20 protein-coding genes are annotated in these 19,806 nt (G+C 27.0%); 8 read left to right on the top strand and 12 right to left on the bottom strand.

Features of this window, described 5'->3' with window-relative positions:
* Nucleotides 1–18: 18 nt before the first annotated feature.
* From AC5YGC_RS02990 to AC5YGC_RS02975, 4 genes are read right to left on the bottom strand one after another with little or no spacing between them, the layout of a single operon-like run.
* Nucleotides 19–1,428 carry a potassium transporter TrkG gene (locus tag AC5YGC_RS02990; protein ID WP_496140167.1) on the bottom strand — a complete coding sequence of 470 codons (1,410 nt, stop codon included), beginning with the start codon at nucleotides 1,426–1,428 and terminating at the stop codon, nucleotides 19–21.
* A gap of 4 nt (nucleotides 1,429–1,432) precedes the next feature.
* Nucleotides 1,433–2,824, bottom strand: coding sequence for a Trk system potassium transporter TrkA (gene trkA / locus AC5YGC_RS02985; RefSeq protein ID WP_496140165.1), 1,392 nt, complete (start codon nucleotides 2,822–2,824; stop codon nucleotides 1,433–1,435).
* Nucleotides 2,825–4,180 (bottom strand): sigma 54-interacting transcriptional regulator, encoded by a 1,356-nt coding sequence (locus AC5YGC_RS02980; protein ID WP_496140164.1) that lies wholly within the window; start codon nucleotides 4,178–4,180, stop codon nucleotides 2,825–2,827. It abuts the gene before it with no gap.
* Nucleotides 4,180–5,961, bottom strand: a complete 1,782-nt coding sequence (locus tag AC5YGC_RS02975) for an ATP-binding protein (RefSeq protein ID WP_496140163.1) — start codon at nucleotides 5,959–5,961, stop codon at nucleotides 4,180–4,182. Before AC5YGC_RS02975 ends, AC5YGC_RS02980 begins: the two co-directional genes overlap by 1 nt.
* A gap of 33 nt (nucleotides 5,962–5,994) precedes the next feature.
* Here AC5YGC_RS02975 and ispD point away from each other — a divergent pair, with 33 nt between their 5' ends.
* From ispD to AC5YGC_RS02960, 3 genes are read left to right on the top strand one after another with little or no spacing between them, the layout of a single operon-like run.
* The gene (gene ispD / locus AC5YGC_RS02970) at nucleotides 5,995–7,110 is read left to right on the top strand and encodes a 2-C-methyl-D-erythritol 4-phosphate cytidylyltransferase (RefSeq protein WP_496140161.1); all 1,116 of its coding nucleotides are present in this window, start codon (nucleotides 5,995–5,997) and stop codon (nucleotides 7,108–7,110) included.
* On the top strand, nucleotides 7,103–7,606 hold the full coding sequence (locus tag AC5YGC_RS02965) for a phosphatidylglycerophosphatase A (protein ID WP_496140160.1): 504 nt from the start codon (nucleotides 7,103–7,105) through the stop codon (nucleotides 7,604–7,606). Before ispD ends, AC5YGC_RS02965 begins: the two co-directional genes overlap by 8 nt.
* The gene (locus AC5YGC_RS02960) at nucleotides 7,573–8,064 is read left to right on the top strand and encodes a nicotinamide-nucleotide amidohydrolase family protein (protein WP_496140159.1); all 492 of its coding nucleotides are present in this window, start codon (nucleotides 7,573–7,575) and stop codon (nucleotides 8,062–8,064) included. Before AC5YGC_RS02965 ends, AC5YGC_RS02960 begins: the two co-directional genes overlap by 34 nt.
* A 19-nt stretch (nucleotides 8,065–8,083) precedes the next feature.
* Here the strand turns inward: AC5YGC_RS02960 and AC5YGC_RS02955 are convergent, their stop codons facing one another.
* The 8 genes from AC5YGC_RS02955 to AC5YGC_RS02920 are packed head-to-tail and all read right to left on the bottom strand — an operon-like array spanning nucleotide 8,084 to nucleotide 14,522.
* The gene (locus AC5YGC_RS02955) at nucleotides 8,084–8,521 is read right to left on the bottom strand and encodes an SRPBCC family protein (protein ID WP_496140158.1); all 438 of its coding nucleotides are present in this window, start codon (nucleotides 8,519–8,521) and stop codon (nucleotides 8,084–8,086) included.
* The gene (lipA, locus tag AC5YGC_RS02950; RefSeq protein ID WP_496140157.1) at nucleotides 8,521–9,447 is read right to left on the bottom strand and encodes a lipoyl synthase; all 927 of its coding nucleotides are present in this window, start codon (nucleotides 9,445–9,447) and stop codon (nucleotides 8,521–8,523) included. The genes AC5YGC_RS02955 and lipA overlap by 1 nt, the downstream gene beginning before the upstream one ends.
* Nucleotides 9,437–9,739 (bottom strand): FtsB family cell division protein, encoded by a 303-nt coding sequence (locus tag AC5YGC_RS02945; RefSeq protein WP_415287017.1) that lies wholly within the window; start codon nucleotides 9,737–9,739, stop codon nucleotides 9,437–9,439. Before AC5YGC_RS02945 ends, lipA begins: the two co-directional genes overlap by 11 nt.
* Nucleotides 9,739–10,995 carry a phosphopyruvate hydratase gene (eno, locus tag AC5YGC_RS02940; RefSeq protein ID WP_415315897.1) on the bottom strand — a complete coding sequence of 419 codons (1,257 nt, stop codon included), beginning with the start codon at nucleotides 10,993–10,995 and terminating at the stop codon, nucleotides 9,739–9,741. The genes AC5YGC_RS02945 and eno overlap by 1 nt, the downstream gene beginning before the upstream one ends.
* On the bottom strand, nucleotides 10,996–11,820 hold the full coding sequence (gene kdsA / locus AC5YGC_RS02935; RefSeq protein ID WP_415314297.1) for a 3-deoxy-8-phosphooctulonate synthase: 825 nt from the start codon (nucleotides 11,818–11,820) through the stop codon (nucleotides 10,996–10,998).
* Entirely contained in the window at nucleotides 11,817–13,433 is a 1,617-nt protein-coding gene (gene pyrG / locus AC5YGC_RS02930; protein ID WP_496140156.1) for a CTP synthase, read from the bottom strand. The genes kdsA and pyrG overlap by 4 nt, the downstream gene beginning before the upstream one ends.
* 40 nt (nucleotides 13,434–13,473) lie before the next feature.
* Entirely contained in the window at nucleotides 13,474–13,776 is a 303-nt protein-coding gene (secG, locus tag AC5YGC_RS02925) for a preprotein translocase subunit SecG (protein WP_415314295.1), read from the bottom strand.
* 5 nt (nucleotides 13,777–13,781) lie between these two features.
* Nucleotides 13,782–14,522 carry a triose-phosphate isomerase gene (locus AC5YGC_RS02920; RefSeq protein ID WP_496140155.1) on the bottom strand — a complete coding sequence of 247 codons (741 nt, stop codon included), beginning with the start codon at nucleotides 14,520–14,522 and terminating at the stop codon, nucleotides 13,782–13,784.
* A 56-nt stretch (nucleotides 14,523–14,578) separates the two neighbouring features.
* Here AC5YGC_RS02920 and AC5YGC_RS02915 point away from each other — a divergent pair, with 56 nt between their 5' ends.
* The 5 genes from AC5YGC_RS02915 to AC5YGC_RS02895 are packed head-to-tail and all read left to right on the top strand — an operon-like array spanning nucleotide 14,579 to nucleotide 19,802.
* Nucleotides 14,579–16,000 (top strand): SurA N-terminal domain-containing protein, encoded by a 1,422-nt coding sequence (locus AC5YGC_RS02915; protein ID WP_496140154.1) that lies wholly within the window; start codon nucleotides 14,579–14,581, stop codon nucleotides 15,998–16,000.
* On the top strand, nucleotides 16,000–17,454 hold the full coding sequence (gene trpE, locus AC5YGC_RS02910) for an anthranilate synthase component I (RefSeq protein WP_496140308.1): 1,455 nt from the start codon (nucleotides 16,000–16,002) through the stop codon (nucleotides 17,452–17,454). The genes AC5YGC_RS02915 and trpE overlap by 1 nt, the downstream gene beginning before the upstream one ends.
* Nucleotides 17,454–18,029 carry a glutamine amidotransferase-related protein gene (locus AC5YGC_RS02905; RefSeq protein WP_496140153.1) on the top strand — a complete coding sequence of 192 codons (576 nt, stop codon included), beginning with the start codon at nucleotides 17,454–17,456 and terminating at the stop codon, nucleotides 18,027–18,029. Before trpE ends, AC5YGC_RS02905 begins: the two co-directional genes overlap by 1 nt.
* The gene (gene trpD / locus AC5YGC_RS02900; RefSeq protein WP_496140152.1) at nucleotides 18,026–19,018 is read left to right on the top strand and encodes an anthranilate phosphoribosyltransferase; all 993 of its coding nucleotides are present in this window, start codon (nucleotides 18,026–18,028) and stop codon (nucleotides 19,016–19,018) included. Before AC5YGC_RS02905 ends, trpD begins: the two co-directional genes overlap by 4 nt.
* The gene (locus tag AC5YGC_RS02895; RefSeq protein WP_496140151.1) at nucleotides 19,011–19,802 is read left to right on the top strand and encodes an indole-3-glycerol phosphate synthase TrpC; all 792 of its coding nucleotides are present in this window, start codon (nucleotides 19,011–19,013) and stop codon (nucleotides 19,800–19,802) included. Before trpD ends, AC5YGC_RS02895 begins: the two co-directional genes overlap by 8 nt.
* Nucleotides 19,803–19,806 lie beyond the last annotated feature (4 nt).

The raw sequence follows: 19,806 nt of genomic DNA, 5'->3' as shown, positions 1-19,806 counted from the left end.
CATATTTATAGTACGAATTTAATTTTTAAAAAGAAATTTTTTACAAATAATCAATAGAGTTAAAAGCTCCAGTCTACCAACAATCATAAATAAAATTAGATAATATTTGGTGATAAAATGCAGATCATAAAAACTAAAATCACTTAACCCAAACATTGAAGAATTTACGGTATTCATTATTGTTAAAATTGAGAGCTTAAAAGAGCTTTCAAAATCAATTCCACTTAGGGTTAATAAAAAAGTTAAGATTAATAAAGAAATTATAAAAACTATTACTGATAAAAAATATTTATAAATTTCATTTAATTTAAATGAATCTTTTGAAAACAAGTGTTTGTTTATATAAATATTTTTAGGTCGACTGTAAGAAAGAATTTCGTTAATTGAATATTTAAATAAAGAATAAATTTTTAAGAATCTAATACCTGAGCTTGTAGAAAAAAAAGAACCACCAATAATAACAAGTATTAGAAAGATAAATGATAAATTATTAGAAGAATTATTTAATGAAAATCCTGCATTTGAAATACTGCTCGTTAAAGATAAAAATAATTCACTAAAATTATTTTCAAAGTTTAGAAATACAAAAAAGATAATCAACAAACTTAATAAATAAAATAACAAATGGATATCTTCGTTAAAGAAATTAAGGTTATGATTTTTTGTGAAGATTAAATTGTAAATCAAAAAAATACTAAAAAAAGAAGTTAGTAATAACACAGACGTAATTATAACTTGAGAATTATTGATCAATATATTAGACAAATTATTTGACGGTAAAAAACCACCTGATGAAATTATAGTCATAGCTAGATTTAGGGAATTAAACAACCTGATATCAAAAAAACTTAATATTATAAAAATTGCGAGTGTAATTAATGAATAAAATAGGAATATTTTCAAAGCTTGCTTAAAAGTTTCAGATTTATTAAAAGATAAAAAGTTAGTTAAAGATTTTTTAAAACTATGATCAAAGATATCAATCAATAATATTATAGAAAATAAAAAATAAAGACCACCAACCCACTGTGATGCAGATCTCCATAATATTAAGCTTTGATCAATATGATTAATATTATTAAAAATAGTAAAGCCAGTTGAGGTGAAACCAGAAATTGACTCGAAGAATGAATTAACAAAAGTTATGTTATAAATACTAAAGTAAAAAGGTATTGAAATCACCAGTGGTAACAAAAAATAACCAAGAAGAATTGTTAATATTTTTTCATATATTGTTATTTTTTTTTCATCATTATTTTTTATATAATAAAATAGTATGGCTAAAAAAATTGATACCAAAAATGTATATACGTAAGTATTTAAATTTAGGTAAAGGTTTAGATAATAGGAATAGGTAATATTAAAAAAAGCTAAGATAGAGATAATTCCAAAAAAAACACTCAAGTAAATGAGTTTAAAGTATTTCATTAAATTAAATAGAGCTTATACGAAACATGTTTTCTACAACATGTAAGAAATCTTTTTTAGCCAAAAGAACAACTATATCTTGTTTTTTAAATACAAAATTTGATCTAGGGATAATAACTTCATCATCTCTTAAAACTGCACCAATTCTTATTTCATCAGGCAAATTTGAATTTTTTAATTCTTTATTTACCAATTCAGAGGTTTCAATAATTTCTGCTTCAATAATTTCATATTCACCATTTAAAATACTATAAGCATTTTCAATTGTTCCCTTGTGAATATGTTTTAAGATACTTGAAACGGTATTCATTCTAGGATCAATAAAATCATCAATTTTTAAAGAAGTTTGTAAAAGAGAATAATTGGGCTTGTTAATCAAAGCCATGGTTCTTTTGTCACTTAACTCATCGTTATCTTTAGCGAATTTTTCAACTAATACACTTACCATTAAATTATCTTCATCATCATTTGTAAGGGCCAAAACGGTTTGAACCTCTTCTAAATTTGCCTCTAGTAAAACTTCTTCATCAAGGGCATCACCATTTATAACAATTGTGTTATTTAATTGGCTTGCAATAAGTTCTGCTCTTCCTTTGTCTTTTTCTATTATCTTAACCCTAGCAGAATCAAAACTTTCTTCTAAATTTTTTGCTAAGTTAAAGCCTATATTTCCCCCTCCAATAATCAAAATTTTATTAGAAATTTTTTCTGTATGACCGAAGGCTGCTAAAGTTTCGTTCATTTGTGAGGCATTAATTACAACATAAGCTTTATCATCTTTAAGCATTACATCGGTTTTTTTTAATAAAATAAATTTTTCATCTCTAATTACACCCAATATATTAGAATTTAATTTTGGAAACTTTTTGGTAAGCTCGTTAAGCTTAATATCTTTTATTGGACAATTGCCATCTATAAAAATCTCTAACAATCTAATTTTATTATTTGCAAAAGGGACGTTATCTAATGAGCCAGGTGCTTCTAATTTTCTTTGAAGAGACTTTGCTATCTCTATTTCAGGTGAGATAATAACATCTATTGGTAAATTTTCTTTATTATAAACTTTTGTAAATTTAGGATTTAAATAATCTTGTGATCTGATCCTTGCTATTTTTTTTGGAACGTTAAATATTGAAAATGCTATTTGACATATCAACATGTTAATTTCATCATTACGTGTTACTGCAATAATCATATCAGCATCAGTTGCGTTTGCTTTTTCTAAAATTGAAGGATAAGTGCCTTTACCTACAATAGATTTAACATCTAATGTGTCATCTATCTTTTGTATATCTTCACTGGATTGATCAATTACAGTTATAGAGTGGCCTTGCTCACTTAAAATTTTCGCTATAGTAAAACCCACTCTACCAGCACCACAAATTATAATATTCATTTAATTTAATTCCTTGATCCCTAAACCTTTAAGTTTTCTATGCAAAGCGGATCTTTCCATTCCTATAAAGTCAGCAGTTTTTGATATATTGCCATTAAATTTTTTCAGTTGTGTAGTTAAATACTCTTTTTCAAAATTTTCTCTAGCTTCTTTTAATGGTATAGATAAAGAGTTTTCTGATGATACATTCTTAATATCTGGTGTTTTTAGGGATTCTTTAATAATATTTGAAATTTTATCATCACTATCAGGTGAAAGTATTGCAATTCTCTCTATTAAATTTCTTAATTCTCTAACGTTACCTGGCCAATTATAATTGAGTAGATAGTCATTATTTGTATCGATACTTAATTTTTTTAAATTATAATTTTTTGATATTTTTTCAGAAAAATATTCAACTAATAATGGTATATCGGAAACTCTGTCTTTTAGAGGGTTAATGTTAATTTCAAATACATTAAGTCGGTGATATAAATCCTCTCTAAAATTACCATTTTCTATTTCTTTTTTTATATCTTTGCTCGATGAGCATATAATTCTTACATCCACATTAATATCATGACTACCATTAATTCTCTTAAATTTTTGATCTATTAAAACTCTTAAAATTTTAGATTGTGTATCTAGTGGGATTTCAGAAATTTCATCAATTAAAAGGATACCCTTTGATGATTTCTCTAAAGCACCATAAATTATAGAACCATTATCTTTCTCCTCACCGAATAATTCTAATTCATATTTTTTAATATCTAACAATGCACCATTCAGGATAACAAAAGGGCCCATTTGTTTTTTAGATTCTTTATGTATTTTTCTTGCAATTAACTCTTTACCAGAGCCAGTAGGTCCATTGATAAAAATTCGACTTTCAGAAACTGAGATTTTTTTAATTTGGTCTTTTATATCTTTAATATTATTGCTAACTCCAACTAAATCATACGAATAAAAAAGTTTACTTTCAAATTCCTTGTTCTTATTTTTGAGATTTATATTTTCAACAGCCCTATTAACAAAATTTAATAATCTCTCTTGGTTAAAAGGTTTTTCAATAAATTCAAAAGCACCAGCTTTTAAAGCTTTAATGGCCATTTCTACGTTTGCATGTCCTGTGATTATTATAACTGGAATATTTTTATCCTTAGTTTTAATGTGAGATAGAAGTTCTAGACCATCGTTGTCTCCTTTGTCTAACTTAACATCTATAATTGCAACATCTGGAAGTTTTTTGTCAATCTCATTTAAAGCTTGATTATAGTTTGCAGCTAATCTTGTTTTGTAGCCAGCTTCAATTATTAGATCATTTATTATATTTCTAATATCTGCATTATCATCAATAATTAATATTTCAGTGCTCATTATTTTATAAATACAATTTCTATTTTTGCTCTACTTCCCAATGAAACAAAATTTATTTTTCCATTATGATCATTAATTATTTTATTAACAATAGATAAACCTAGACCAGTACCTTTTTTCTTTGTTGTAAAATAAGGATTTAGAATGTCTTTTATATTGTTTTCAAATATTCCAAATCCTAATCCGTTATCAATAATTATGAAGTTAATTTTTTCATCATTTTCATTTATAGAAATATCAATTTTTCCCATCAAATCGGCATTATCTATCTTTTTATCCTGAATACTTTCAATAGAGTTTTTAATTAAATTGAAGAAAACTCTACTTAATTGTTCACTATCACAGTTTAAAAGAATATTGGATTTACTTGAATTGAAATCAATTATAATTTCATTATCCAATTCATTTATTAATTTAATATTATCTTTTATCAAAAAAACTAAGTTGTTATCTTTAAGAATTGGTTTTGGCATTCTTGCAAAATCAGAAAATTCATTAACTAAATTTTCAATTTGTTTAATTTGTTTTCCAATGATCAGCAAGCTTTTTGAAAAATCATCTTTTTCATGATCTGCTATTTTTTCTGAATATTTACTCTTTAATTTATCAATAGTTAATTGAATAGGTGTAAGTGGATTTTTAATTTCATGAGCTAATTTTCTAGCTAAATTTTCCCAAGCTTCGTGTCTTTCTTTAATTATAAGCTTTTCTTGCTGCGATTTTAATTTATCTATCATTAAATTAAAATTTTGATTTAAAACCTCCATGTCTTTATCGGTTTTAATTTCTGGTACTTTAATATCTAGATTTCCTTTTCCAATATTAGAAGATGCAATAATTAAATTATTAATAGATCTAAAAAATCTTGATGAAAATCTTATGGCAATTGATATTGATAAAAATAATAATAACGAAACTATAACAAGATAAATAAATACAAATGATATTTTAATTCCAGTTTGTTTGTTTAAAACTGTATAGTAAAAATTAAGCGCCTCTTCAGACTCAAGTAAATATTGAGAAATTTTTTTATCTAAATATTTAATTATATACAAATACTTTCCGTCAAAATTTTCAAGTTTTATGATTGATGCTGTTTGATTTTTAAAAGCATTAATAATCTTAAGTGGCCTTTTATCATTTTGGACCATTTCTAAAGCTTCAAGCAAAGGAGGAGTATATAAGGTATTATCTTCTAAAGTTGATAAATATAAATTTCCATTACCTTCAATAATATGAACTTCATCCATACCTCTAATTAGTTTTTGCGTATTTAGAAAACTTTTAAATTGATTAATATTGGTTGTTAAAAAATTTATACTTTTGTTTAAATCAAATGCTATTAAAATTATTTCTGATTGTGTTTTCGTTCTGACTTCTTCTGTATAACTTTTTGCAATTTCATAAGAATTATTAACAGCTGTTGTTATTTTTTTATCTAAATACTTATCAAGTGCAAATGAAAGGAGAAATAATGAAAATAAAGAAATTAAAATTGAGGGAATTAAAGTAAATAATGCAAAAAATGTTATATATTTTCTATTAGCTTTAGAGCCACTTACGTCAACGTCTATTTTTAAAGAATTTCTTACTTCTGAAAATATCATAAAAAAAAGAAGTATTAACAACACAATATTTCCAATTAATAAAATCTGAAGATTATCATCGGATAATTTTAAAAAACTTTTATCAATAAACGTTAAAAAAGTTACAAAACCTATGAATAAAGTGATTAAAAATATTAAAATGATAAAGATATTTTTTTTAATAAAATCAATCATTCTGAACTAAATAATGTGTTATATATTTTTATCATGAATAGTTGCTTTATAATACTTGCTGGTGGCGAAAGTAAAAGATTTAATTCAAATATTCCAAAACCATACACGGATTATAAGGGTAAGCCTTTATTATTGCATTCAATTGATAAAGCTAAAGTATCTAATAGGTTTAATAAAATTGTTCTTGTAATAAATAAAAAACATAAAAATTATATCAAAAAACTTAACATCAAAAATATCAGTATTATTAATGGTGGTAAAACAAGGGCACAGTCTGCTTACATTGCCTTAAAACGTATTAAAAGAAATAATTTTAAAAATGTAATAATTCATGATGCTGCAAGACCAAACTTTTCTCTAAAACTTTTAAAGAAATTGATGGATGGATTAAAAACAAATGATTGTGTAGTTCCTGCAATTCAAACAGCAGATTCTGTTAAACAAAAAACTTCAAATATTGTTAAAAATTTAAAAAGAGAAGATATTTACTTAATACAAACACCTCAAGCATTTAACTATAAAAAACTTTTTGCACTTCAAAATAATAAAAGTGAAGATGTTACTGATGATGCCAACTTATTTGTAAGAGCTGGTAAAAAAATAAAAATTATTAAAGGTGAGTTTACTAATAATAAAATTACAATAAATTCAGATATTAATTTTAATAACTTAATAAAATTTGGACTAGGTTTTGATGTTCATAGGTTGGTTCCTAATAAGAAGCTTTACATAGGTGGAATTAAAATACCCTCATCTATTGGTACATTGGGTCATTCAGATGGAGATCCAGTTTTACATGCTGTAACTGATGCAATTCTCGGAGCTTGCTCTATGGGTGATATTGGTGAAAAATTCTCAGATAAGAATAAGAAATTTAAAAATATTAGATCTACCATTCTATTAAGTGAAATAATTAAGCAAACTATAAAAAAAGGTTATCTAATAAATAACCTCGATATTAATATCATTACTCAAAAACCTAAAATTCAAAAATACAAAAAACAAATAACGAATTGCATCGCAAAAATCTGTAATATTTCTCCTGCTCAAATTAATATAAAAGGTAAAACAACTGAAAAATTAGGTGTGATTGGTAAGGAAAAAGCAATAGCTTGCGAAGTAATAGCCTCAGTTATTAAAAATGATTAAATCTTTCAACTCATTATTTGTGACAATGTTTGGTCTTGGTAAAATTAAATATATGCCTGGAACTTTTGGGTCTTTAGCAACTATAATTATTCTTTATTATCTATTCCACACTTTAAATATTTCACCAAATATAATTTTAGTTGGGTTAACAATAATATTTATTTACTCATTTTATGCCGTTTCAAGTCATATAGAAAATAATAAAAATAAGGATCCTGGTGAAATCATAATTGATGAATTTTTAGGTCAATCAATTCCTATATATCTTTATGAGATATCCCATGGAACAACAAAAGATGCGGGTGAAGCTATCGTTTATTATGCCCTATTTTTTGTCCTTTTTAGATATTTTGATATCATGAAACCATTTCCCGTAAGCTTTTTTGATAAAAACTTTAAGAATAGTTTTGGTGTAATTATGGATGATATCTGTGCTGGTTTTTATGTGGTCCTAACCCTTGTGTGTTTCATGATTTTAAAAAGCTATATTTTATAATGAAAAATATTGTAAAAAAATTAATCAAAAAAAAACTTAAAATATCTTTTGCCGAGTCTTGCACAGGGGGGATGTTAGCTGCATCTATTACTTCTATTAATGGTGCATCTAAAATATTCAACATAGGTCTTATTACCTATTCTAACCAAGCAAAAATCGATATTTTAAAAGTAAATAAAAATGTTATAAAAAAATACGGAGCTGTTAGTGCTGAATGTTGTGAGGCTATGGTTAAGAATTTAGCGAAGATATCTAAAGCTCAAATAAATGTATCTGTCACTGGCATTGCGGGTCCTAATGGTGGTACTAAAAAAAAACCAGTCGGACTAGTCTATATTGGGGTAAAAAGATCTAATAAATTAATAATAACTAAAAATATTTTTAAACAAAAAACAAGAAACTTAATTCAGAAAGCATCAGTTAAAAGAGCTTTGGATATTGTTAGTTCTTTAATTTGAACAATCTTTTACAATTTTTTTATACTTTTTCGGCTCTTTTTTGGAAAGCATCAGCAATTTTATTTAAGCCAAATTCAAATGATTTTTCCATTAACAAATTTAAAAACTTATTTTTAATTTCAAAATCAACATCAAAATAAACTTCCGTCATGTTATTATTTTCTACAAATTTCCAATTATTTTGCAAGTGCTTTAGTGGGCCATCTATATTAGTAACATTGATCGTATCATCTTTTTTATTAAATCTAACATCGCTTTTATAAGTGTCGCTAAAGGGACCCTTTCCGATTGTTAAATCTGCTATTATTAAGATTTGATTATTTTTTTCTTTTCTATCATAAACTTTCGAGTCTAAGCAAAAAGGAATAAATTCTGGATATTTTTCTATATCTAAAACAAACTCAATAAGTTTATCTTTTTTTTTATTTATGTTTCTTTTAACTGATGCCTTAGGCATTAATGATTGTTAATTCTATTTTGTTGAAGTTTAGCAAAATCTTCATCTGCATGGTACGAAGATCTAGTTAAAGGTGTCGATGAAACTAATAAAAATCCTTTTGATTTTGCAATAGTTTCTAACTCTTTAAATTCATCTGGATGGTAATAGCGGTCTAAAGGGTGATGTCTTACAGATGGTTGTAAATATTGACCAATGGTTAAAAAATCTACCTCAGCTGCTTTTAGATCATCCATGACTTGAACAATCTCTTCTTTATTCTCACCTAATCCAACCATTAAACCTGATTTAGTGAAAACATTTTTATTAACTAACTTTGCATTCTTTAAAAGCTCTAATGATGAAAAATATCTAGAGCCTGGTCTTACTTTTAAATAAAGTCTAGGCACTGTCTCAATGTTATGATTAAAAACATCCGGATTAGCTTCTAGTACTTTTTTATAAGCATCTCCTTTTCTAAGAAAATCAGGTGTTAAAACTTCAATTGATGTATTAGGATTTTTTTTTCTTGTTTGATCAATTACTTCATAAAAATGATTTGATCCTCCATCTTGAAGATCATCTCTATCAACAGAAGTAATTACAACATGTTTTAAATCTAATTTTTTTACAGCTTCAGCAATCTTAACGGGTTCAAATGAGTCTAGTTTTCCAGGTTTGCCAGTTTTTACATCACAAAAAGCGCATGCTCTTGTACAGGTATCACCCATAATCATAAATGTAGCATGACGCTTACTCCAACATTCTGTAATATTTGGACAATTAGCTTCCTGACAAACTGTTACTAAATTATTTTGATTAACAATAGTTTTGGTTAAGAAGAATTCTTTACTGTTAGTTAATTTAGACCTTATCCAATCAGGTTTTTTCTTAATTGGATTTACAGGTTTATTAACTTTTTCTGGGTGTCTTGGTTTAATTGTCATTCTTTTTAATTATATAGAGGGTCTCCCCTTCTTTGCCAAACATAAATTTTTCTCTGATTAAGGTTTCGACATAATCTAGGTCTAATTTAGTACTTAATAGAGAATTTTTAAATTCAAGCTCTTTGATTTTGTTAGATAAATTAGCTTCTTCAATTTTTAGATTGAATAAAATTTCTTTTTTTTTGAAATAAGAAAAAAGACCTCTTTCACCATCTAGAAGGTTAAAGAAAAAATAAAGTATTAAAAAAGTAGAGATCAATAAAAAATAATTTTTTTTTAATTTTCCCAGCATTAATGAATTTTACTCATTGATGCTTTTTTTCCAAGCTCTTCTTCTATACGTAATAATTGATTATATTTTGCAACACGTTCAGATCTAGCTAGAGAACCAGTTTTGATTTGATTTGAATTTGTACCTACGGCAAGGTCTGCTATAAAAGTATCTTCACTGTCTCCAGATCTATGAGAAATTATTGTTTTATAACCGATAATTTGTGCAAACTTAATAACTTCAAGTGTTTCAGATACCGTACCAATTTGATTAAGTTTAATTAATATCGAATTTGACGAGTTGTTTAAGAAACCCTTTTTAAGTCTTTCTAAATTAGTTACATACAAATCATCTCCTACTATTTGTACATTTTGAGTGTTTTTCATTAATTTACTCCATGCCACCCAATCATTTTCTCCAAATGGATCTTCAATAGATTTGATTTTGTATTTATTTATTATTTTTTTATATTCTCTAATAGATTGATCTACCGAAACAAATTTTTTTGAATGAATAGAGTATTTATCTTTTTTAATTAATTCATTTGCTGCAACATCTAAGCAAATCGAAACATCTTTGCCATTTTTAAAACCAGACTTATTAATTGCAGCAACGACTAAATCTAAAGCTTTTTCATTGCTACTAATCATTGGAGCAAAGCCCCCCTCATCTCCTACAGAGGTTGATAAACCCTTTTTTATAATCAGCTTTCTTAAATTATTAATTATAACAAAACATATTCTCATTGCCTCTGAAAAGTTTTTAGCTTTATCAGGTCTAATCATAAACTCTTGAATTCTTAATCCATTATTAGCATGCGCTCCACCATTAATAATATTCATTAATGGGTAAGGTAATCTGTAATTATTTTTTACTAAAAAAGTTTTATATAAAGGAACTCTCTTAATTTTAGCAGAAAGTTTCTTAGCAGCCATAGAAACTGCTAAAATAGCATTAGCACCTAAACTTGTTTTTTGGCGGGTGCCATCAAGATTGATTAAGATTGTATCAATACGTGTTTGGTCGTGAATATTTGCACCTCTTAATCTTTTTGAAATTTTTGTATTAACTAAATTGACTGCACCTAAAACACTTTTACCTAAATATTTTTTATTATTGTTGTCTCTTTTTTCAAATGCTTCGTAAGTTCCAGTTGAAGCACCTGAGGGACAAATAGCTGAGGCACTTAAATTTTTTGAATAAACTTCTGCTTCAATTGTTGGGTTTCCGCGGCTATCAAAGACTTGACGAGCTTTTATCTTTAAAATCTTACTCATTTATTTTTTAATTAGATTATCTATTTCAAATAATTGAGATAGTAATTTTTCTAATTTATCTAGTGGAACCATATTAGGTCCATCTGATGGAGCATTATCTGGGTCTTGATGTGTTTCAATAAAAACACCCGCAACACCAACTGCGACCGCAGCTCTTGCTAAATATTCAACAAACTCTCTTTGACCACCACTGGTCTCGCCTAAACCTCCAGGTTGTTGGACTGAATGTGTGGCATCAAAAATAACAGGATAACCATTTTTTGCCATTATAGGTAAAGACCTCATATCAGAGACAAGGGTATTGTAACCAAAGCTGGCCCCTCTTTCTGTAACTAAAATATTATTATTACCTGAGTCAGCAATTTTTTTTGTAACATTAACCATATCCCATGGTGCAAGGAATTGACCTTTTTTAACATTTATAATTTTCCCAGTTTTGGCAGCAGCAATTAATAAATCTGTTTGCCTACATAAAAATGCAGGAATTTGTAATACATCAACATGAGGAGCTACCACTGCACATTGTTCAGCATTATGTATGTCAGTTAATATTGGAACATTTAATTCTTTTTTAATCTTATCAAAAATAGGTAAAGATTGTTCAAGACCCATACCTCTTTGGCCTTTTAAACTTGTTCTATTAGCTTTATCAAAAGATGTTTTGTAAACAAAACCCATATTAAACTTAGAAGTAATTTCTTTAATCTTACCTGCCATATCCATGGCATGTTGTTCGGTCTCAAGTTGGCATGGGCCAGCAATAATAAAAATTTTATTATTGTTTGAAATTTCTATATTTCCACAATTAACTTTTATATTTTTCATTTATGATTTTTAGCAGCCTTGATAAATGATGAGAATAAAGGATGTGGTGCTAAAGGTCTAGATTTAAATTCTGGGTGAAATTGGACAGCTATAAACCATGGGTGGTTTTTTAGCTCAATAATCTCTGGTAATTTTTTATCTGGAGATAATCCTGAAAAGATAAGGCCATTGTTTTCAAATTGATCTTTATAGCTAATATTAACCTCGTATCTATGTCTGTGTCTCTCTTGAATTGATTTAGATTTATAGATTTTTCTAATCAATGAATTTTCTTTTAATCTGGCCTCATAAAGACCAAGTCTCATGGTACCACCAAGATCTTTATCCGTTCCTTTAATTAATTTACCATCCTTATTCCATTCAGAGATTAATCCAATAATTGGTGTTCCTCCAGATCCAAACTCACTTGATGTAGCTTTCTTTATATTTAACTTATTCCTTGCAAATTCAATAATAGCCATTTGCATTCCAAAACAAATTCCAAAAAAAGGAATTTTTTTCTCTCTAGCATATTTAATTGCTTCTATTTTACCCTCAGTTCCTCTTTTCCCAAATCCACCTGGTATCAAAATTCCAGAAACTCCTTTTAACTTGCTTTTAATTTCAGAAATTTTTAAGTTTTCGGAATCTATTCTCACTAAATTAATTTTCAAATTATTCTCAATACCACCGTGAGTTAAGGCTTCGTCTAGTGATTTATAAGCGTCTTTAAGTTCAACATATTTTCCAATGATCGCAATATTGATTGATTTTTTTGTATGCAGAACAATTTTAGTGATTTTTTTCCAGGGATTTAAATTAACTTTTTTTCTGGATTTTATTTTAAAATATTCAAGTACCTGTTTATCTAAATTTTCTCTATTAAAGCTAATCGGTGCTTCGTAAATAGTTCTAACATCAACAGTTTGAATTACATTTTCAATTCCAACATTGCAGAACAAGGATATTTTTTTTCTATGCTCCAAAGGTATGGCCCTTTCAGATCTGCAAATAATAATATCTGGCTGTATACCAAGACTTCTTAATTCTTTTACAGAGTGTTGAGTGGGTTTTGTTTTTATTTCATCTGAAGCTCTAAGGTACGGAACTAGAGTTAAGTGAATAAATAAAGCATTTTTTTTTCCTACATCATTAGAAAATTGTCTAATAGCTTCAACGAATGGGAGGCTTTCTATGTCACCCACTATTCCACCAATTTCACAAATTACAAAGTCTTCTTTTGATGTGTCACTTTTTATAAAATCTTTAATACGGTCAGTTATATGTGGGATAACTTGAACTGTTTTTCCAAGGTATCCTCCTTTACGTTCTTTTTTTAAAACATCGCTATAAATTTTTCCAGTTGTAATATTGTCAGATTTTTTTGCAGATATTCCAGAAAATCTTTCATAATGACCTAAATCTAAATCTGTTTCTGCACCATCATCTGTTACAAAAACTTCACCATGCTGAAACGGACTCATCGTTCCTGGGTCAACATTTAAATAAGGATCTAATTTTCTTAAACGTACGTTAAAACCTCTAGATTGTAATAAGTATGCAAGGGAAGCCGAAGAAAGACCTTTTCCTAATGAAGAAACCACACCGCCGGTTACAAAAATATATCGCGCCATGGTATTATCTTATAGCGATTAATTAATGAGTTTAAAAGGATTAATTATTGTTTTCAGGAATTGAAGGTGTATCACTAGACTTTTCTTCAATGATATCCAATACGGAAGATGTAGGTGTTAACTCACCTCTAGAAATTATTGTTAAAGCTAAGCTACAAATTATGAATAAAGTTGCAACTACTGCTGTAGCCTTGCCCATAAAATTACCAGCAGATCTGGAAAGCATAAAATTATCTTGAGAAACACCTATACCAAGTGCTCCACCTTCAGATTTTTGGACTAGTATCAACAGCACAAGTACTGTTGCTAGTACTAAGTTGACTACTAATAGAATATTTTCCATGAGGGTTAACTATATGTTTTTTTGACTATATCAATAAATTTTTTAGTATTTTGAGATGCTCCACCAATTAAAAAACCATCAATATTATTAATTTCTCTTAAGATTGTTATATTTTGGGGATTTACAGAACCTCCATATAAAACTTTTGGTAATTTATCTTTAAATTTACTTTTAATGAATTCTACTGTTTTAAAAAGATCTTGAGGTTTCGGTATAAGACCGCTGCCTATAGCCCAAACAGGTTCATAAGCTAGAAAAATATTTGATTTATTTTTAATATTTTTTAAACCGATTTTAATTTGTTTAGATAAAATTGAGTACGTCTTTTTTTTTCTTTTTTCACTTAAAGTTTCACCAATACAAAAAATAACTTTTAATTTGGCTTCAAGAGCACTTTTAATTTTTAGATTAATTAGTTTATCACTTTCACCCTGTTCTCTATTTTCTGAATGACCAATGATTACAAAATGTGCACCAATATTTTTTAACATACGGGAATTAACATGACCTGTGTGAGCACCATAATCTTTACTTTCATGACAATTTTGTCCACCAATACCAATTTGGCAATTACTAAATTTTTTTGAAAAAGAACTTATTAAAGTATTTGGAGGGCAATAAATTAATCTACCTCCCTTTATTTCTTTAGATTTTGAAAATTTAATAACTTTATCCAATGTATTTAAGGAAGATAAATTCCCATACATTTTCCAATTGGCTACAAAATACATATATTTATTTGTCATAATGAAAAATTTAATCTATAGCTTGATATTTTAAAGATCAATAAATTAATAATGTAATGATAAATCCATTTAAAAATTTTACAAAAAAAAAGATTGGTGGCTTGATACTGATTTTTGTTATTATAATAGCTTTTGGCTTTGGTGGATTTGGTGGAGGATTTAGTACTGGAAATCAAAATAATATAGCTAAAATAAATAACACTAATATCTCTACGCAAGATTTCATGGATTACCTAAATCAATCTGGCTTAAGTCAGCAAGTAATAAAAGAGAATATCGATAAAAATGTAATTGAGGAGCTTTTGTCTTCTATGGTTTCAATGACTTTACTTGAACTTGAAATAAAAAATTTAGACCTAGTTATATCAGATGAAGTAATTGTAGAAACTCTTAAGAAAAATAAAAACTTTCTAGATGAAAATGGTAATTTTCAAAGAACTTTTTATGAAAAGTTTTTACTTACAAATAGTATGAGTGCAGCGATGTATGAAATAAAATTAAAGAATAACGTTCTACAAAAAGAATTATTTACATATATAAGTGGTGGAGCGAAATCTCCCGACTTTTTAACTAATAAATATTTTATAGAAAACAATAGAAAATTAGATATTGAATTTATTAAATTAAATAGATTTTATAAAAAAGTGGATGAATTTACCAATCAGGAAATTAAAATTTTTATTGACGAAAATTCAGAAAAACTTAAGCAAGATTATATTGATTTTTCTTATGTGATAATAACGCCTAAAAACTTATTGGGTGTAGATGAATTTAATCAGGCTTTTTTTGATACAATTGATGAAATTGACAACAAGATATCTAAAAACATAGATTTTAAGACAATTACAAATGAATTAAATGTCAATGTGATTACAAAAAAAGATTATATTAATTTAGAAAATAAGGAGACGATTGAAAATAAAATTTATAATTCTAGAAAAGACAAGATTGAAATACTTGAAGACAATGGAACATTCATCTTTTATCAAATAGATAATGTTATTCAAAAATTGCCTAATTTAAATGATGAAAGATTTGTAAAACAAATAACAAACCTTCTATTTCAAAAAGAAAAATTTGAATTTAATAAAGATATACTAAACCAATTAGATAAAAATGAATTTAACCAATCATCATTTGATAAACTTGGGAATGGTGAAGTTGAAAAAACTCAATTAAACTCAATTAAGGACATCAATAAATTTGAAAATAATTCTGTTAAAATTTTATACACACTACCAATTAATACATTTACTCTAATTGCTGATAGAGAAGACAACATATTCATAGCTAAGGTTATGAAACTTGAAGATACTGAAATTTCTCCAGATTCAAATATATTTAATGCAATCTCTAACGAAGCTAGTGCAGAAAATAGAAACGGAATATTAAAATCATATGATTACCTTTTAAACAATAAATATAAGGTGATAGTTAATGAAAAAACTCTTGATAGGGTAAAAAATTACTTCAGATGATGCTTAATCGAAACTTTAAAGATTTTAAGTTTCAACACTCAAGAAACAAAAATCAAATCATATATACCTCTCAAAAAGTACGAAATGATCAGGAAGTTTTAAACTTAATTGATAATTTTCTAAGGGAAAAAAATAGTTTTATCTTTGAGTCAGTTGAGAAAGGTAAGATAAGAGGGAGATATACCATCTTTGGCAAAAACCCAGATAAGATTTGGGAATTTAATAATAAAAATTCTTACCTTACTACTAATAACATTAAAAAAAAAATAAAAGGTGCTCCAGAGAAAATTATAGAAGAAATAATAGAAGAATTTAAGTTCAAAACACCAGTAGGTCTACCACCAATTTGTTCTTTAATATCAGGGTATTTTTCTTATGATTCTATTAGATATGTAGAAAAAATTCCTAATAAATGTAAGGATGATTTAAAGCTACCTGATGTTAGACTTTTAAGACCAAGAACATTGGTTATTCACGACAACTTAAAAAAAAAGATTTTCTATATTATTAATATTTTCAATGATGAAAAGATTCTAAATTATAAAAAAAAATATTTTACAATTGAGAATGAAATTAATGACCTATTAACAAAGGCCTCTCTTATAAGAAATAATTCTAATAGTATTACAAAAACTAATATTAAAGTAAAATCTAACACTTCAAAAAATAAGTTTATAAGAATGGTTAATGAAGCAAAAAAATACATAAAAATTGGAGATATTTTTCAAGTCGTTTTAAGTCAAAGGTTTGAAGCTAAATTATCCAAAACACCACTAGAAATTTATAAAAAACTGAGAATTACTAACCCTTCTCCCTTTATGTATTTTTTTAATTTTGAAGATTTTCAGATAATAGGAGCTAGTCCAGAAATCTTAGTCAGACTAAGAGATAACAAAATTACCGTTAGACCAATTGCCGGAACTAGACCTAGGGGTAAAAATTTAAAACAAGATAATTTTTTTGCAAAAGATTTACTTAAAGATGAAAAAGAACTTTCCGAACATTTAATGTTACTAGATTTAGGGAGAAATGATGCTGGTAAAGTTTCCAAGATAGGAACCGTTAAAGTGACAGAAAGTTTTATGATAGAAAAATACTCACATGTAATGCATATCGTTTCTAATGTGATAGGTGTTTATAATAGTAAATTTTCAAAATTTAAATCATTGCTTGCAGGATTCCCTGCTGGAACTGTTTCTGGTGCACCTAAAATTAGAGCCATGGAAATTATTGATGAACTAGAAACCACTAAAAGAAAAGTTTATGCTGGAGGCATAGGTTATTTTTCTGCAAATGGTGAGTTTGACACTTGTATTGCATTAAGAACTGCTGTTGCAAAAAACAAAAAATTCTACGTTCAAGCTGGTGCAGGGATAGTAGCTGACAGTAGTCCAATTAAAGAATACGAAGAAACTGTAAATAAAGCAAAAGCTTTAATGAATGCATTAAAATAATGAAAATTATATTAATAGATAATTATGATAGTTTTACATTTAACTTATATCACTATGTATCATCTCTTGGTGTTACAGTTGATGTAATTAGAAATGATGAAATTACTCACAAACAAATAATAAAAAATAAATATGACAAAATAATTATATCACCTGGACCTGGTAATCCAAATCAATCAGGGAATTGCATTAAAATAGTAAAAGCACTTTATAAAAAGATACCTATTCTTGGTGTGTGCTTAGGTCATCAAATTATTGGTCAAGTTTTTGGTTCTAAAATTATTCAAGCCAATAAGTTAATGCATGGTAAAACTAGCGTCATAAAATCAAAAAAAATAGGTATTCTTAAAAACCTTCCTTCTAAATTTGAAGCTACAAGATACCATAGTCTTATAATTGATAAAAAAACATTATCCGATCAACTTGAAATTACTGCTGAAACAAAAGATGGAATTATTATGGGTATAATGCATAAAGAATATAATATCCACGGTGTTCAATTTCACCCTGAAAGTATAAAAACTATCATTGGTATTAGAATATTAAAAAATTTTATTAATTACAAAAACAAATGAAAATTTTCATAGATAAATTAAGAAATAACCAGGACTTATCATTTAATGAAAGTAAAAAAGCTTTTGAAATACTAATGAATGGTAAAGCATCAGATAATGAAATATTTGATTTTTTAACACTACTTTCCGCAAAAGGAGAGGTCTCTGATGAAATTGCTGGTGGGGTTTATGTACTAAGAAATAAATCTAAAAGAGTTAATATTAATGATTGTATTGATACATGTGGAACAGGTGGAGACGGCATGAATACACTGAATATATCGACTGCATCAGCGCTACTTCTATCTAGTATGGGCATTAAAGTTGCTAAACATGGCAACAAAGCTGTTTCCTCTAAATGTGGTTCAGGTGACGTTTTAGAAGCTTTAAACATAAAAATAGATTTAGAGCCGAATGATATTGAGGAACAAATTAAAAAAAATAACTTTGGTTTTATGTATGCACCCAATTATCACAGTGCAATGAGATTTGTTGGACCTATTAGAAAAAAGATAGGTAAAAGAACAATTTTTAATATGATTGGCCCTTTAAGTAGCCCTGCACTAGTTGATAGACAAGTGGTTGGTGTTTTTGATAAAAAGCTATTAAAAATTTTTGCTAGTGCCTTGAATAATTTAAACATTAAATTTGCCTGGATTGTAAATAGTGAAGATGGATTAGATGAAATATCACCCTATTCAAAAACTAATGTTGTTCAATTAAAAAATGGTGAAATTTCTGAAATATTAATTGACCCTATAAAACTAAATATAGATGCAAATGAGTTTAAAGATTTGCTTGGAGATGATGCAAAATTTAATGCGAATAAAATGCTAGATATATTTAAAGGTGAGGATAACGATTTTTCAAAAGCTGTTTGTTTAAATGCAGCAGCCGGCCTTATTGTTTCAGAAAAACATACGGTATTTATTGATGCGTATAATGAAGCAAGAAAACATATCTTATCAGGAAAAACATACAATGACTTAAAGGAAATTCAAAATGTCTAAAGACGTACTAAAAGAAATTATTAAAAAAAAAATTGAAAAAATTGATTTATTAAAAAAAACAATTTCATTAGATGCTTTAAATGAAAAAATAGATCAAAATAAATCATTTATAAATTTTAAAGATAAAATTCAAAACAATGTTGATAAAAATAAAATTTCTTTAATTGCAGAAATAAAAAAAGCAAGCCCGTCTGCTGGTGTTATAATGAATAATTATAACCCTATTGAAATAGCAAAAGTCTATAACAATAATAAAGCCACATGTTTATCAATCCTTACAGAAGAAGATTTCTTTTTGGGTAAGCTAAGCCATATTAGTGAAGTAAAAGAAAAAATAAATCTACCAGTTCTATGTAAGGATTTTTTTATTGATACGTTTCAAGTACCTCTCGCCAAAAGTTATGGGGCAGATGCAATATTGATTATATTAGCTGGAGTCTCAGATGACCTTGCTAATGAATTATATGAAGAAGCTCTGAAGCTTAATATGTCAATAATTGTTGAAGTGCACACAGTTGAGGAAGCAAAGAAAGCTCTTAACTTTAAAGAAGCATTAATTGGAATAAATAATAGAAATCTCAAAACTTTAAGAACAGATCTTAATACAACTTATGATATCTATAGCGTGTTAAGTAATCACCCCTCTCCTTTAATTTCTGAAAGTGGAATTAAAACAAAAGAAGAACTTCTTTCTTTAAAGAACAAAACAGAAATAAAAACTTTTTTAATTGGTGAATCACTTTTAAAAAATTTAGATAAAAATTCAATTTTTTCAGTTCTTTAGTCAA

Source organism: Candidatus Pelagibacter sp. uisw_138 (genome assembly GCF_059512485.2).
Note: the sequence above shows the minus strand (reverse complement) of the source record. Positions and strands in the feature narration are given on the sequence as shown.